Source organism: Vibrio pomeroyi, from assembly GCA_041879425.1.
Lineage (GTDB): Bacteria > Pseudomonadota > Gammaproteobacteria > Enterobacterales > Vibrionaceae > Vibrio > Vibrio pomeroyi_A.
The window spans coordinates 2,630,816-2,645,463 of sequence record CP090854.1; the positions used below are offsets into that span (position 1 = coordinate 2,630,816).

The 14,648-nt window shown below is 43.4% G+C and carries 11 protein-coding genes; 9 read left to right on the top strand and 2 right to left on the bottom strand.

The window, feature by feature from the left end; all coding sequences use genetic code 11:
• Positions 1 to 260: 260 nt before the first annotated feature.
• Positions 261 to 884, top strand: coding sequence for a trimeric intracellular cation channel family protein (locus tag L0992_11445; protein XGB66329.1), 624 nt, complete (start codon positions 261 to 263; stop codon positions 882 to 884).
• Positions 885 to 1,045: 161 nt separating this feature from the next.
• Here L0992_11445 and aroC read toward each other — a convergent pair whose 3' ends face one another.
• Positions 1,046 to 2,131, bottom strand: a complete 1,086-nt coding sequence (gene aroC / locus L0992_11450) for a chorismate synthase (protein XGB66330.1) — start codon at positions 2,129 to 2,131, stop codon at positions 1,046 to 1,048.
• Positions 2,132 to 2,429: 298 nt separating this feature from the next.
• Here aroC and L0992_11455 point away from each other — a divergent pair, with 298 nt between their 5' ends.
• Positions 2,430 to 2,933 (top strand): GNAT family N-acetyltransferase, encoded by a 504-nt coding sequence (locus L0992_11455; GenBank protein XGB66331.1) that lies wholly within the window; start codon positions 2,430 to 2,432, stop codon positions 2,931 to 2,933.
• Between the two features lie 462 nt (positions 2,934 to 3,395).
• Here L0992_11455 and L0992_11460 read toward each other — a convergent pair whose 3' ends face one another.
• Positions 3,396 to 4,598, bottom strand: coding sequence for a hypothetical protein (locus L0992_11460; protein ID XGB66332.1), 1,203 nt, complete (start codon positions 4,596 to 4,598; stop codon positions 3,396 to 3,398).
• Positions 4,599 to 4,749: 151 nt separating this feature from the next.
• On the opposite strand from L0992_11460, the gene L0992_11465 reads away from it, so the two are divergent.
• The 7 genes from L0992_11465 (at position 4,750) to L0992_11495 (ending at position 14,561) form a co-directional block, all read left to right on the top strand.
• Positions 4,750 to 5,976, top strand: coding sequence for a chromosome partitioning protein ParB (locus L0992_11465; GenBank protein ID XGB66333.1), 1,227 nt, complete (start codon positions 4,750 to 4,752; stop codon positions 5,974 to 5,976).
• A gap of 144 nt (positions 5,977 to 6,120) precedes the next feature.
• Positions 6,121 to 7,638 carry a type I restriction-modification system subunit M gene (locus tag L0992_11470; GenBank protein XGB66334.1) on the top strand — a complete coding sequence of 506 codons (1,518 nt, stop codon included), beginning with the start codon at positions 6,121 to 6,123 and terminating at the stop codon, positions 7,636 to 7,638.
• A complete protein-coding gene (locus tag L0992_11475; protein ID XGB66335.1) occupies positions 7,628 to 8,887 on the top strand; it encodes a restriction endonuclease subunit S in 1,260 nt (419 codons plus the stop codon). Before L0992_11470 ends, L0992_11475 begins: the two co-directional genes overlap by 11 nt.
• A 114-nt stretch (positions 8,888 to 9,001) precedes the next feature.
• Positions 9,002 to 10,129: a DUF6161 domain-containing protein gene (locus L0992_11480; GenBank protein XGB66336.1), complete on the top strand. Its 1,128-nt coding sequence runs from the start codon at positions 9,002 to 9,004 to the stop codon at positions 10,127 to 10,129.
• Positions 10,122 to 13,391: an HsdR family type I site-specific deoxyribonuclease gene (locus L0992_11485; protein XGB66337.1), complete on the top strand. Its 3,270-nt coding sequence runs from the start codon at positions 10,122 to 10,124 to the stop codon at positions 13,389 to 13,391. The genes L0992_11480 and L0992_11485 overlap by 8 nt, the downstream gene beginning before the upstream one ends.
• A complete protein-coding gene (locus L0992_11490) occupies positions 13,391 to 14,167 on the top strand; it encodes a M48 family metallopeptidase (GenBank protein ID XGB66338.1) in 777 nt (258 codons plus the stop codon). Before L0992_11485 ends, L0992_11490 begins: the two co-directional genes overlap by 1 nt.
• Before the next feature lie 121 nt (positions 14,168 to 14,288).
• Complete coding sequence (locus tag L0992_11495) at positions 14,289 to 14,561, top strand: hypothetical protein (GenBank protein XGB66339.1); 273 nt, start codon at positions 14,289 to 14,291, stop codon at positions 14,559 to 14,561.
• The last annotated feature ends 87 nt before the right edge of the window (positions 14,562 to 14,648 follow it).

Below are 14,648 nucleotides of genomic sequence, written 5' to 3' on the forward strand. Positions count from 1 at the left end.
TTTTTTTAAGCGCTCGGTAAAGCCCTATCAAGCGTAATGACATCAGGTTCATCATTATACTTTTCAGTGACAATCGATTGCCATTCCCAGATTACACCACTTTAAGGTGAATGATTAGTTTAGCTAATCTGAAACGCCCATTCACGGTACAAATATTCATTCGTCAACAAGCATTTTTACTACTACACTCGCGCTTCATTTTTATATCCCTAAGGCCTATAAGACTCAAATTTATAGACCTAAATCATAGAGCTACAGCAATGCTACTAAGTGTTTTGTATATCATTGGCATCACGGCAGAAGCCATGACCGGCGCTCTCAGTGCTGGCAAACAAAAAATGGACTGGTTTGGTGTAATGTTGGTTGCGAGTGCAACGGCAATTGGCGGCGGTACGGTGCGAGATATCTTACTTGGCCATTACCCTTTAGGTTGGGTTGAAAACCCTCAGTATCTGGCAATCACCTGTATCGCAGGTGTTATTACAACCGGACTGGCTAAATGGGTAATCAAGCTGAAAGGCTTATTCATTCGTTTAGATGCCTTAGGCCTGATTGTATTCAGTATCATTGGTACCAAAGTAGCGATGACTATGGGTCTGCACCCGATGATTTGCATGGTATCTGCACTGGTGACAGGTGTCTTTGGTGGCTTATTACGCGACCTTATCTGTCGTCAAACACCATTGGTGTTGCATGAAGAGCTGTATGCCTCTGTCGCACTTGTCGCTTCAGGTTTGTACCTAGGTTTACTTGAGCTTGGCATCAACGACGTAACGGCGACCATTGTGACGCTTGTAGTTGGTTACTTGCTGCGCATGGCGGCGGTAAGATTCAAATGGCGTTTGCCTTCGTTCCAGCTTGATCCTGAAAGCTCAGTGCATTAATGGATTAGGAGCCTTAAGTTGCTAGCGGTCTTTTATGGCGAAAGTCGCTAACCGGACGAATAATCCTGCTAATGTGAAAAAGGGTTGCTTCATTACGAAGCAACCCTTTTTTGTTTTTATCAAATCAGTTTCAATTCTATTCTGAATGAACAGAAGCAGAATTAGATTTGTGGCGTTTCAGTTGTCACACCAAAGTTCTGACCGCGATGACGTAGCAAGTGGTCAAGCAGCACGATAGCCAGCATTGCTTCTGCAATAGGTACCGCACGGATACCAACACATGGATCGTGACGACCTTTCGTGATTAGCTGCGTTGCTTCACCATCTTTAGTGATTGTGTCACCAGGTACAGTGATGCTTGATGTTGGTTTAAGCGCAATGCTTGCCACAATATCTTGACCAGTAGAGATACCACCTAAGATACCGCCAGCATGATTGCTGCTGAAACCTTCTGGAGTCAATGGGTCACGGTGTTCACTACCGCGTTGATTAACAACATCGAAGCCATCACCAATCTCAACACCTTTCACAGCGTTAATGCTCATTAGAGCGTGCGCGATATCAGCATCTAGACGATCAAAGATTGGCTCACCAAGGCCTACTGGCACTTTAGTCGCAACCACTTGAATCTTCGCACCGATCGAGTTGCCTTCTTTTAGCAAGTCACGAATCAGTTGATCAAATTCTGGTATTTTGTCGGCATCAGGACAGAAGAAAGCATTGTTTTCAATCTCGTTCCAATCCACTTTCTCAATTGAGATATCACCCATTTGAGAAAGGTAAGCTTGGATTTCAACACCAAATTCTTGTTTTAGGTATTTCTTCGCAATTGCACCTGCAGCAACACGCATTGCAGTTTCACGAGCTGAAGAACGACCACCACCTCGGTAATCACGCACACCGTACTTTTGATGGTACGTATAGTCAGCGTGGCCAGGGCGGAACTTGTCTTTAATTTCGGAATAGTCTTTAGAGCGTTGGTCTGTATTTTCAATCAATAGACCAATAGAAGTACCCGTAGTTTGGCCTTCAAATACACCTGATAAGATTTTCACTTCATCCGCTTCACGGCGAGCCGTTGTATAGCGAGAAGTACCGGGGCGACGACGATCCAAATCTCTTTGAAGGTCTGCTTCGGTAATTTCTAATCCTGGTGGGCACCCATCTACGATACATCCTAGTGCGATACCGTGACTTTCTCCGAACGTGGTCACGCGGAAATGTTGTCCGATACTGTTTCCTGCCATTACTTCCTCTAAATCAGCTATTGAGCAGAAGGTTTGATTCCTAAACCCACTGGTGAACAGCTTTACTTGTCTATTCTTCGTGAATTCATAGTGGCTTTATTACCAAATGATGTAAACCCCAAAAAAGGAACAATTTTAACTTTCTATTACATAGGTCGAACGAAATGAATAATGAGTGGAAACGAGCGTCGCTTTAAAGTGGGCGTTTTCACCAGTAACATTGACCAATTAACAAAGGTTAATGAACTCGCTTTAAATACTCTCTATGTTGTAGCCCACAATAATAAGGAGAAGAATAATGATTGAGTGGAGAGTTAAAAAATTTGCGGATCTGTCTGTTCAAGAGCTCTATGATTTCTTGCAGCAAAGAGTCGATATTTTTATCGTGGATATGAACACGCCTTACAGTGATTTGGATGGCAAAGATAACCATCCCGAGACTTATCACGTCATGGGTTATGAGAACGAACGTCTGGTCGCTTACAGCCGTATTATGGCTCAAAAGCTTGGATACCCAGTGGATGTTCTTCCTCTACTCGATTCAGATGCTGACGATGTGTGTATCGGCCGAGTGATCGTTGCAAAAGACTACCGAGGAAAACAGGTTGGTAATCAACTTATGCAAGTGAGCTTCGATGCGACTCGCAAGATTTACCCTGACTGCTCTATTTTTATTTCGGCACAAGCACACCTTAAAGACTACTATGGTAAATTCGGTTTCGATGTGGTGACGGACAATTACTTAGAAGATGGATGCACGATGCTGGGACTTCGATATATTCCACAGATCGTAGCGGTTTAGCAGAAGTCGACACAAGTACGCAGAAGAACAAGTAAAAAGAATTTTAAGTCGCTCTGAAATGCAAAAAACCCGACAACTCTGAGAGTTATCGGGTTTCTTTAAATAATGGCACGCCCTGAAGGATTCGAACCCTTATATTAGGTTAATCTCAACCCCAACTAGTGAGTGAGTGAGTGGAAATTTCATCCAAACATAAGTCAGCCCTAGATTTTCTGTATAAAAGTGCAATCAAACCCACACACCTCATTAATTGCACCACTGGTGCAATTAATGTTACCTTTTACTGTGCCATGATCATTATTTCGTGTGCTAACTCGGCAACTGTTCTCAACAATCCCTAAATGAAAAATTATTCAAAATAGTGAATAATAAAACCTTGCATAACTATTCAGCTTATCTTTATAGCATTAAGTCATAGCTGATAGCATTCAATCAGTCGCTACCTTAGTTAGATGTTCCTTTTTAGCGTAGTCCACCACTACCCACAACCTGTACAAAATAATCAGTTAACCCAGCTCTAAACAGTCGAGTTGAACTAGCAGCGTTTTTATAAATACGCCCCCTAGCATCCAAATCCATGACAGAACAGTTTTCCCAGTGTCTAGCTTTCTTGCCGTATTCAAGTTGACCTAGTGTATTACCTGCGGCAACCAAGTCGTCATTGGTGACACCATCTTGGTTGAGGTGATAAAAAGTCAGACCGATAGCCTGCCAAATTTGTGGGGACAGATGGTATCCAGAACGGTCGTCAACAAATGCATTTTTCAGTGGCTCTAACCATGCTCTTAGAAAAATGGCGATTCGATTGACACAATCATGAGATAGAACCGAAGAAAGTTGCTCACCATTTGGTAGCGTCAAATCCTTCGACATTTTGCTGTATTCCTGAGTACCAATGCCCGCCACTGCACCAACAAGTAACTTAAACAAAATGTACTGGGTTGTGATATGAGTATCCGACTTTTTCACATGCCTAGAATCAAAACTAACACCACCAAAAGAATCGAGACTTGTTTGCTGAATTAGCTGCTCGACCTGACGCTTTAGGGAAAACTGATCCTCTGACAGCAAAACTTCACGTTCGCTGATATGCGGAAGATTGATCGGAGCATCAAAAATACGGTTCTGTTTAAATAACTTAACGACCTGATGTTCATCAAAGCCATTTTCGTCATCAAAGATCACTCGAACCTCAACACGCTCCATTGCAAATCTCTGTCGAAACTCACTGCGCTGATTAGCTTCCTTAACACTTAGTCTTGAGCTGAATAGAAATGATTTTTGTCCCAACAACTTACAAGTAGCAACCACCCCTAATGGGTTACCAACTACACATGTGTTAGTTGGACTATAGAATAAGTTTATGCGTTGATGGGAGGCTCGCTCGAAACGGGGCTTACCAACAACTGCAAACGTCAATACCAACGGTGCGCTTATCGCATTTTCATTAACAACCGCTTCAAGTTGGTTTTGAATGGCTTGCACTCTCTCAGCATTTTTTGCGTTTACCGCAACATCAGAAACCCAATTAAGACTGGGCAATAACCTATCTGTAGAAAAATAGTTCGCTAACTCAACCGTAGGCATAGTAGTGATGAGTACTTTGTGCGTTCGCCCTTCAGTGGAAACCAAAACCCCACTAATTTTATTCTCTATATGATTCAAATGCTTTGACCTGTTTAACTGACAATTCCACTCTAGAACAAAATCAAAACTTGATCCGACATGCATGTCGGATCAATAATTAAAGTTCGATATTAAACCAATTTTTGCTAATGAGCACTATATTGCCACACGTCATTGTGAGGATTGCCCTATGACAACTAAAGCCACCAAAATTAAACAAGATGAAATCTCTGACGAACATGTCGAGGCATCAATTATCGACACACTGTTTGATCGTTTTGGTGAAACCCCAAATCCAACCACCTATCTCGCAAGTTCCCGACATCTGATTGGCGATTCGAGTACAGTCATGCCGCCAAAGTTAGTTACAGATATCTTTCAAGAGAAGGCGAAATATTACTCTGGGATCAAAACCGTAAAAACTGGCCTAAAACACGTTGATATTTATATAAGTCCAGAGTTAGCTCGCGATATGCTCCAACACTCTAGACGAGGTGCAATCAATCCAGACCATAAAAATAGAACAATCAGCAGAGCCAGAGTAAAAGCTTATGCTGAGATGATGAAAAACAAACAATGGTGTCTGACCGGAGAACCCATCATCATCTCTAGTGATGGTGAGATCCTAAATGGACACCATCGACTAGAGGCATCATGCGAATCTCAATCAGGATTTATTGCTCCAGTCACCTATGGTGTAACGGATGATCTCTCATTTGCCCACATTGATGTAGGTAACAATCGAACTCGCTCTCAAGTTCTCGAAATGGCGGGGGTTGAGGTTAGCCCTTCGGTATTATCGCGTGTGGCCATGCTTGCCAAGGCATTCGAAGAGACAAGAAATCCATTTGCATTTCGAGGCACACAAGGCACGTCATTTGCTCCAGCACAAATTCTCGCGTTTGTAGAACAAAATAGCGAGCTGGCACTCTCGGTAGCATTTGTCAGTGAAGTGGTCAAACGACACAGATTAGAAAGCCAAGCCTCTGAGGCTATTTACGCGTTTGCACATTATCTCATAAAGAAAAAATTAGTAGAGCTACCGATAAAAGAGCTGCCTCTAACACCAGAGTCCTACCTAACTAGAGTGATCTCCTCCATAGGTCTAGAGTCTGAGGAGGATGTTGAATACCAAGTGCGCAACTACCTACAATCATTGGTACATGAGTCAACATCCTATGCGTTGTTGTGCAAGCTAGCAGCAATATTTAAGGGTTGGAATATGCACCTAGGCATCTCAATCGCTGGCAATAAGATCAGCGTTCGGCGTGTTGCACGCTACAAGAAGGATGAGGATGGAAATAACATCCCATTACCAGCCTCAGGTAACATCAACGAACCATTTACCGTTCCATGCGTACCAAAGGGCAAAACGCCTCGAACCATTCAAAGACAAAGCAATATCCAGATTAGATAGATATTGCACTAAGGGGGAAGAAAAGGCTTTCCCCCTTAGTGATTTAACTTTTCTAGGCAGCACAACACATATCAATCATTTTCAACACATTTCGTGTTAAAATCTCGGCAATTATCACTAGCGCATTTTTGAGTCAGTACTACTATGCCACACACACCTATCAACCAAGATGAGATTAACAAAGCCGTATGGGCTGCCTGTGACACCTTCCGAGGAACAGTAGACCCATCTATCTACAAAGACTTCATCTTGACCATGTTATTCTTGAAATACATCTCTGATGTCCACCAAGACAAATACGATGAGCTGAAAGCTGAGTACGGTGATGAGCCAGAGCTAATCGCTGAGATGATGGGCACTCAATCATTCCAAATCCCAATAGGTGCTACTTTCTGGGACTTATACGAATCTCGCCACGAAGCAGGTAACGGGTCTCGTATCGATCAAGCGTTGCACGCGATTGAAGAAGCCAATGGCACCAAGCTAAAGAACGTGTTCCAAGACATCAGCTTTAACACTGATAAGTTGGGTGATGAAAAGCAGAAAAACGACATTCTACGCCACTTACTGGAAGACTTTGGCAAAGATACGCTAAACCTGCGCCCAAGCCGCGTTGGGTCACTGGACGTAATTGGTAACGCCTACGAGTACCTCATCAAACACTTTGCTGCTGGCAGCGGTAAATCAGCAGGTGAATTCTATACCCCACCAGAGGTATCGGATCTACTATCTATCATCCTAGAGCCACAACAAGGCGATAGCATCTGTGACCCTGCATGTGGTTCAGGCTCACTATTGATGAAGTGCGGTAAGCAAGTACAGAACAATTTTTCAGGCTCAAAGCAGTACGCGCTGTTTGGTCAGGAAGCGATAGGCTCTACTTGGTCACTGGCGAAGATGAACATGTTCCTACACGGTGAAGACAACCACCGCATTGAGTGGGGCGACACCATTCGCAATCCTAAACTGCAAGACAAAGAAGGCGGTCTGCTGCACTTTGATGTAGTGACGGCGAATCCACCGTTCAGCCTTGATAAGTGGGGTTTTGAAGATGCGGGCAACGACCACTTCGGTCGCTTTCGCCGTGGTATCCCGCCAAAGACTAAAGGTGACTATGCGTTCATCTCACACATGATTGAGACGCTTAAACCGCAATCTGGAAGAATGGGCGTAGTAGTACCTCATGGTGTGCTGTTCCGCGCTTCAAGCGAAGGCAAAATCCGTAAGCAATTAATTGATGAAAACTTGCTAGACACCGTAATTGGTCTACCTGAGAAGTTGTTTTTTGGTACAGGTATCCCTGCTGCAATTCTGCTGTTCAAAAAGCAAAAGGATGATAAGAACGTACTGTTTATTGATGCCTCTCGTGAGTTCAAATCAGGCAAGAACCAGAACCAATTAACACCTGAAAACATTCAGAAGATTGTTGATACCTACAAGGCGCGTGAAACTACCGATAAATATTCGTACCTAGCTACGCTCGAAGAGATTGCCGAGAATGACTACAACCTCAATATTCCTCGTTATGTCGATACCTTTGAAGAAGAGGAAGAAATTGATCTAGTTGCTGTGCGTAGTGAGCGTTTGGCGCTACAAAGTGAACTGGCTGACCTTGAATCTGAAATGGCGGGTTACCTAGAGGAGTTGGGTTATGGTGCCTAATGGTTGGGAAAGGAAGCCTCTTGAGAAAGTAGCAGAGATTAAAACAGGCGTAGCCAAAGGTAAAAAAGGCTTAAAAGATCCTATTGAAGTGCCATACCTTAGAGTAGCGAACGTACAAGATGGATATATTGATCTTTCTGAGGTGAAGACTATCCAAATTGAACGCCATCAGCTTGAAAGATACTCATTGCAAGTTGGTGATGTGTTGATGACTGAGGGGGGGGACTTTGACAAGTTAGGGCGTGGTGATGTATGGCAAGGTCAAATAACACCATGTCTTAATCAGAATCATGTATTTGCTGTGCGTCCGAATCAGAAAGTATTGTTACCGTACTTCTTAGGCGCATTATCAGGTAGTAATTACGGTAAAACATATTTTTTGAGTTGTGCTAAACGAAGTACAAATTTGGCAAGTATCAATTCTACGCAATTAAAAGAGTTTCCTGTACTGACTCCCCCGCTCCCAGAGCAACGAAAAATCGCCAAAATCCTCTCAACTTGGGACAAAGCGATTGCCACCACAGAAAAGTTAATTGAAACCAGTAAGCAACAGAAAAAAGCTCTGATGCAGCAGCTTTTGACGGGTAAGAAGCGTTTAGTGAATCCTGAAACGGGCGAGGCGTTTGACGGGAAGTGGGAAGAGGTTACGTTATCCTCTATAGCTAAACAAGGTAAAGGCAACTTTACTGATGGTGATTGGATTGAGTCGCCTTATATCGCTGAATCAGGTTGTCGTTTAATACAAACAGGCAACATTGGAGTTGGCTGCTTTAAAAACAAAAATAGGAAATTCATTTCAGAGACCAGTTTTATAGAGTTGAAATGTAATGAAGTAAAGGTTAACGATTTATTGATTTGCCGACTCGCTGAACCAGCAGGTCGAGCTTGCGTTGTTCCTGATATTGGGGAAGCAAAAATGCTTACATCTGTTGATGTAACCATCATGCGAGTTGATGGAGCAAAGTCCTCTCCAAAGTATCTTAGTTATTACTTCAGTCTAGATCATACCCTTTACACTGTATCGACGCTGTGTGGTGGTTCTACTAGGAGTCGAGTTTCTCGCACAAATTTAGGTAAAATGAATCTACTTTTACCTTCTATCGGTGAGCAACAACAAATCGCCTCAGTTCTCACCATTGCTGACAAAGAAATTGGAGCGCTCGAAGCCAAGCTTGCTCACTTTAAGCAAGAGAAAAAGGCGTTGATGCAACAGTTGTTGACGGGTAAGCGTCGCGTCCATGTGGAGTAATGTCGTATGATCCCAGATAGAGATATTAAGATTACTCTTACCGACATCTCAGGCTTCCGTAAAGAGTTTACTAACCTACGATCCCTTTATGACTTCGCTCAAAAAGAACGAGATATGTGGAAAGAGCAGTCGGAAACGATTAAAGCGAAGCACAACCTTAATGATGCGACTGTTAATTCGTTCAGTTACTTGAATACCCTTACCACAAACATAGAAAACTGGTTAGATGAGCTTGACCAATTGGATGACAACGCTCTTCAGCAAAAACTAAACCAACTTCGACAAAATGTTTATGTACCACTCCAACAGCATTGGCTGTGGAGTGGGCATCCAAGCGTCCAACCTTACATTCAGTGTTTCCTTGAACATAACCCTAATGTTGCTAAAGCCTTTATTGACCTTGTAATTAGAAACAAAGTCACGATGAATCAAAACAACATTGATGCATTTAACGGAGCTTTATTAGGCTATGAGTTCTTAAATCAAGCCTCCGATATAACCAGAAGAAGAAATGGTGAAAAAGTCTCTCTTGGGCATCTGCGCAATGCTTTTGCTGACTCAAAAGATGAGTTGTTTTCTGAAGTATCGGAGCTAAAAACTGACTTTCAAGAGTGGGGGTCTGAAATAAAAGTAAGTTCAACCAAACTACATCGAGTCAATAAAAAGTTAAATGCTAGAGCGATTCGCAAACAAAACAAATCGTTTGATGACCATCTACATACTTGGGCAGAAACTATCTCTGAGTTAGAGAAAACTTACGAAGAGAAGTTACGTCTAAAAAAACCAGCAGAGTATTGGAAAACTGCGGCAGAAAGATATCGTACTCAAGGTTTTATTGCGGCAATTTTGCTTGGTGCAATCTGTGTTATAGCTCTAGTAGTTGGTGTCGATTTCTTCAAAGACTGGTTATCCGCTCAAGATTTGAAGCTCAAACTAAACACACTCCAAGGTGCGATCCTTTTTGGATCTATTGCAGCAGTATTTACTTTTATTGTTCGGGTGTTAGCTAAAGTGACATTTAGTTCTTTTCACTTAATGAGAGATGCTGAAGAACGAGAACAGCTAACTTACTTGTACCTATCCCTAACACATGAGTCGGAGATAGATAAAGAGTCTCGCGACATTGTTTTACAAGCACTGTTTAGTCGCTCCGAGACTGGACTTTTAAGCCAAGAACAGGGGCCTAAAATGCCGATGGCAGAGATGATGAGTATGGCGACGAAAGGGAACAAGAATGGATAAGAGCAATTTACCCAACTTCCGAGAAGAGCAAAGCGCCAAAATACCTGCACTTACTTTACTGACTAACCTTGGCTATCAATTCATTCCTCCGAGCGAATGTGTCCTTAAGCGTGGCAATCTTTCTACCGTTATTTTGCCTGATGTACTGCGTGATGTACTCAAGCACAAAACCTACTCATTCATGGGGAAAGATCATCACCTATCAGAAGCGGCCATCGATAAAATTGTCCATGAGCTTGCCAACCCTGCTATGAACGAAGGGCTGAAAGCGGCCAATGAAAAACTGTATAACGCCCTGACCTATGGCATTGGCGTAACCGAGTTTGTTAATGGTAAGAAAGCCAGCCCAACGATCAATGTCATTGATTGGGAAACGCCTGAGAACAACCAGTTCCACTTTACCGAAGAGCTAGAAGTAGAAAATGCTCATGGAACGGGTCATCGTATTCCCGATATTGTCTGCTTTGTGAACGGCCTACCTTGGGTGGTGATTGAAGCCAAGCGTCCTGACTCTTCTCATGAAGGCAAGCCTACGGTTTCCGAGGGTATTTCACAAAACATCCGCAACCAAAAAGTCGATGAGATCCCACACCTGTTTGCCTATAGCCAATTGCTGATGTCGGTGAATGGACACGAAGGCTTGTACGGTACGTGTGGTACACCAAGCAAATTCTGGGCGAAGTGGAAGGAAGAAGAGATAACCGATGCCACTTTTGAACGTCTTAAAAACACGGCACTTTCACCAGCGCAACTAGATCGGCTATTTGGTCACCGCTCTGCCAAAGTACGTGATGAATACCTATCGCTGATTGCAGGCGGTGAATTAGTAGTGACTGACCAAGATCGCTTGTTGGTATCACTACTTCGTCATGACCGCCTTTTGGAAATGACCCAGCTCTTCACCCTATTCGATAAAAAAGCAGGGAAAATCGTTGCTCGCTATCAGCAGGTCTTCGGTATTAAAGCCCTGATTGAACGTGTTACCTCATTCGATGAGAAAGGCGCACGTAATGGTGGTGTTATTTGGCATACTACAGGTTCTGGTAAGTCTTTTACCATGGTGTTTTTGTCCAAGGCACTGATTTGGATTAAAGAACTCGCCAAATGCCGTGTTGTTGTCGTTACTGACCGTGTTGATTTGGAAGATCAGCTAGCACGTACCTTTGTCTCCGGTGGTGCGCTGTCAGAAAAAGATCGTAAAACTGCCATGGCAACCACAGGTAAACGCCTTGCAGAACAAATTGGTAAAGGTAACGAGCGTATTATCTTCTCCATCATCAACAAATTTGGCACCGCGATTGAACTGGAAGAGTGCTACAACGACAGCCCTGATATGATTGTTCTGGTTGATGAAGGACACCGCAGCCAAAACGGTGAAAACAACATTCGTATGCAGCAAGCCCTACCCAAAGCGGCTTATATCGGCTTCACGGGTACACCGCTACTACAAGATGACAAGACTGAAAACAAGTTCGGTAAAATCATCCACTCTTACACCATGCAGCAAGCGGTGGAAGACAAAACCGTTACCCCACTGCTATATGAAGAGCGAGTGCCCGAGTTAAGCACTAACGATAAAGCTCTTGATGCTTGGTTTGATCGCATCACTGATAAGCTCACCGAAAAGCAACGCACAGACTTAAAGAAGAAGTTCGCTCAAAAAGGCCAAATATATCAAACCGAAGGCCGTATTGAGCTTATCGCTCACGATATCTCAGATCACTTTCAAAACTTTAAGCGCCAAGGTTTAAAAGGTCAGCTTGCTTGTGACTCAAAAGCCTCTGCAATCCAATATAAGAAGCTTCTCGACCAAATTGGCAAAGTGACCTCGGTTGTTGCCATGTCACCGCCAGACACCCGTGAGGGACACGATACGGTCGATGGTGAAAGCAAGGATGTGGTACAGAACTGGTGGAAAGAGAACGTTGGTAGCGAAGATGAGAAGGAATACACCAAACGTATCGTAGAAGAGTTTGGTCACGATGATGGCCCAGACATCATGATCGTCGTTGATAAGCTACTGACAGGGTTTGACGAGCCAAAAAACACCGTGCTTTACATCGACAAACCTCTTAAACAGCATAACCTAATCCAAGCTATCGCTCGCGTTAACCGTCTGCATCAGAAGAAAGAGTTTGGTTATCTCATCGACTACCGAGGTATTTTAAAAGAGCTAGATGCCACTATCGCCGATTACCAAGATTTAGCCGAGCGTACCCAAGGTGGATTTGATATCGATGACCTTAAAGGTTTGTATAGCCGAATGGATACGGAATACAAAAAACTACCGGGTTTATACAGTGAACTTTGGGCGATTTTTGCTGAAGTGGCGAATAAACAAGACGGTGCGGCTTTGCGCCAAGTACTTGCTCCAAAAATCGATACTATTGACGGACAGCTCACCGATACCAATCAGAAAAAGCGAGAAGATTTTTATTCGACGTTAACAGCTTTCTCTAACTGTTTAAAAGTGGCGCTGCAATCGGCGACATACTTCGAAGACAAAAGCTTCGATGACAAACGTGAACTCTACAAGAAAACACTCAAGTCCATGGCTGAACTGCGTAAGCAAGTTCGTGAAGATGCCGAGGAAACGGTTGATTACGATGAATATGCTGAAAACATCCGCACAATGTTAGACAAGCACATCGGTGGTGTTGAGATCCAAGAGTCTAAAGGTGCTTATCTGGTTGGTAATATGGGCAAGAACATCCAGCCAGAACAGCTCAGTGACGATGAAGCGCGGAACCAGAAAGACAAAATCACGGGCCGTGTGACTAAGATGATTGAGCAAGATCTTGCCGATGACCCTTATGCTCAAGAGTATTTCTCGAAGCTGCTCAAACAGGCGATCCAGCAAGCCAAAGAGATGTTCGATGCGCCTGTAAAGCAATACCTGCTATTTGCTGATTTTGAACAGCAAGTGAAAGAGCGTAAAGTCGACGGCATACCAACGGATCGCTTCTCAGATCTAGACCCTAAAATTAAGCGCCATGTGCAAGCTTACTTTGGTCTGTTCCTAAAGCACTTGGATGAAGGCAATAGCCTGAGTGAAGATGAGCGCTTTAACTATGCGATGCAAATAGATGATGTTGTTACGGCTTCTGTAGCTGAGTTCTCAATCAACCCACAAGAGATTGAAAACCAAATCCGCCGCAAGCTGTTGCCTGTATTGTTTAAAGCCATTGGCATGGATACAGCTAAGATAATTATTGCTGATGTTATTCAGATTACCCGTCTTGGCGTAGCAGGCCACCATTAATGACATCGGTAAGCTCTAAAGAACGTAACAAAGAGGAGTACAGCTTTGTCTATGGCGACGAGGCTGTTCCCTATGAGGTTGTGCGTAAGCCTCACCTAGAAGGCAAGAAACGTAGAATAACCATCAAGGTTCATCCCAACTGTGAAGTGGTAGTAGCATCTCCAGAAGATGCGGAGCGCGATGATATCCACCAAGCAGTAATGAAACGTGCCAAGTGGATTTATGAAGCGCTTAAAGAGTTTCGTGGACATCTGGAATACGTCCAACCTAAACAGTATGTTAGCGGTGAAATGCAATTTTATCTTGGTCGCCGCTATGTTTTAAAAATTGTAGAAGACAAAGAAGCTCTTCCTTCGGTGAAGATGACTCGTGGCAAATTGCTCGTGACCTTGACTCGGTTTAACGATGACAAAACGGCCATGGTTCGAGCATTGGTGCGCAACTGGTACAAAGTTCGCGCTGAACGGATTTTCCATGAACGCTTATCTGAACTACTACCTCAGGCCACATGGGTAAAAGACATTCCTAGTTTTCGTGTTCTACCTATGACCAAGCAATGGGGAAGCTGCTCCGTTAAAGGCAATTTAATGCTCAATCCTCATCTAATCAAAGCTCCTAAGGAGTGTATTGATTACGTGATTCTGCATGAGCTTTGCCACATCGCCGAGCACAACCACAGTGAGAAGTTTTGGCGCTTGCTGACGAGTGTTATGCCGCATTGGAAAGAAGTAAAAAGTAAGCTCGATGGCATGGCTGAGCTGTACTTGAATGAGTGATAATTCTGAGCTACTGGTTAATAGTAAAGGAACCAAGATGATGTAAAACTTTCCTATATAGCTAAATACGCCCCAATTTGTGAAGAACTTTCCTATATAGCTAAATCACAGGGTATGAGACATGGATAGAACACTGCAATTATTGACCAAATGGGGCGCAACGAAACAACAGGCAAGCACTATTACGTCAAGTATCGATGATGCTTTGCTTGAGCACATACATGAGTCCCTATTAATGGCATTCAACAACCCCGTTAACCAACAAGAATTCATGGGCATGCACAATAATAGTGAGCCATTTGATGGTACGACACCTTTGGAGTACCTAGCTCAGAACCCCGCTAGAGCAACCTCGATTGCTGAACACATTAAATCAATAGGTATGCCTTGGTGAGCAAACACATGACAGCAGGGATAGGTTGCTGACACTAACGAGAACAATACGCTTTGGGTACAACAAGGCCATGACTAGAGCGTGCAG

Excerpts from the sequence above, each read along its gene's own strand:
- aroC (XGB66330.1), bottom strand. The coding sequence starts at position 2,131 with ATGGCAGGAAACAGTATCGGACAACATTTCCGCGTGACCACGTTCGGA.
- L0992_11470 (XGB66334.1), top strand. The coding sequence starts at position 6,121 with ATGCCACACACACCTATCAACCAAGATGAGATTAACAAAGCCGTATGG.
- L0992_11495 (XGB66339.1), top strand. The coding sequence starts at position 14,289 with ATGGATAGAACACTGCAATTATTGACCAAATGGGGCGCAACGAAACAA.
- L0992_11475 (XGB66335.1), top strand. The coding sequence starts at position 7,628 with ATGGTGCCTAATGGTTGGGAAAGGAAGCCTCTTGAGAAAGTAGCAGAG.
- L0992_11490 (XGB66338.1), top strand. The coding sequence starts at position 13,391 with ATGACATCGGTAAGCTCTAAAGAACGTAACAAAGAGGAGTACAGCTTT.
- L0992_11455 (XGB66331.1), top strand. The coding sequence starts at position 2,430 with ATGATTGAGTGGAGAGTTAAAAAATTTGCGGATCTGTCTGTTCAAGAG.
- L0992_11465 (XGB66333.1), top strand. The coding sequence starts at position 4,750 with ATGACAACTAAAGCCACCAAAATTAAACAAGATGAAATCTCTGACGAA.
- L0992_11480 (XGB66336.1), top strand. The coding sequence starts at position 9,002 with ATGTGGAAAGAGCAGTCGGAAACGATTAAAGCGAAGCACAACCTTAAT.
- L0992_11485 (XGB66337.1), top strand. The coding sequence starts at position 10,122 with ATGGATAAGAGCAATTTACCCAACTTCCGAGAAGAGCAAAGCGCCAAA.
- L0992_11445 (XGB66329.1), top strand. The coding sequence starts at position 261 with ATGCTACTAAGTGTTTTGTATATCATTGGCATCACGGCAGAAGCCATG.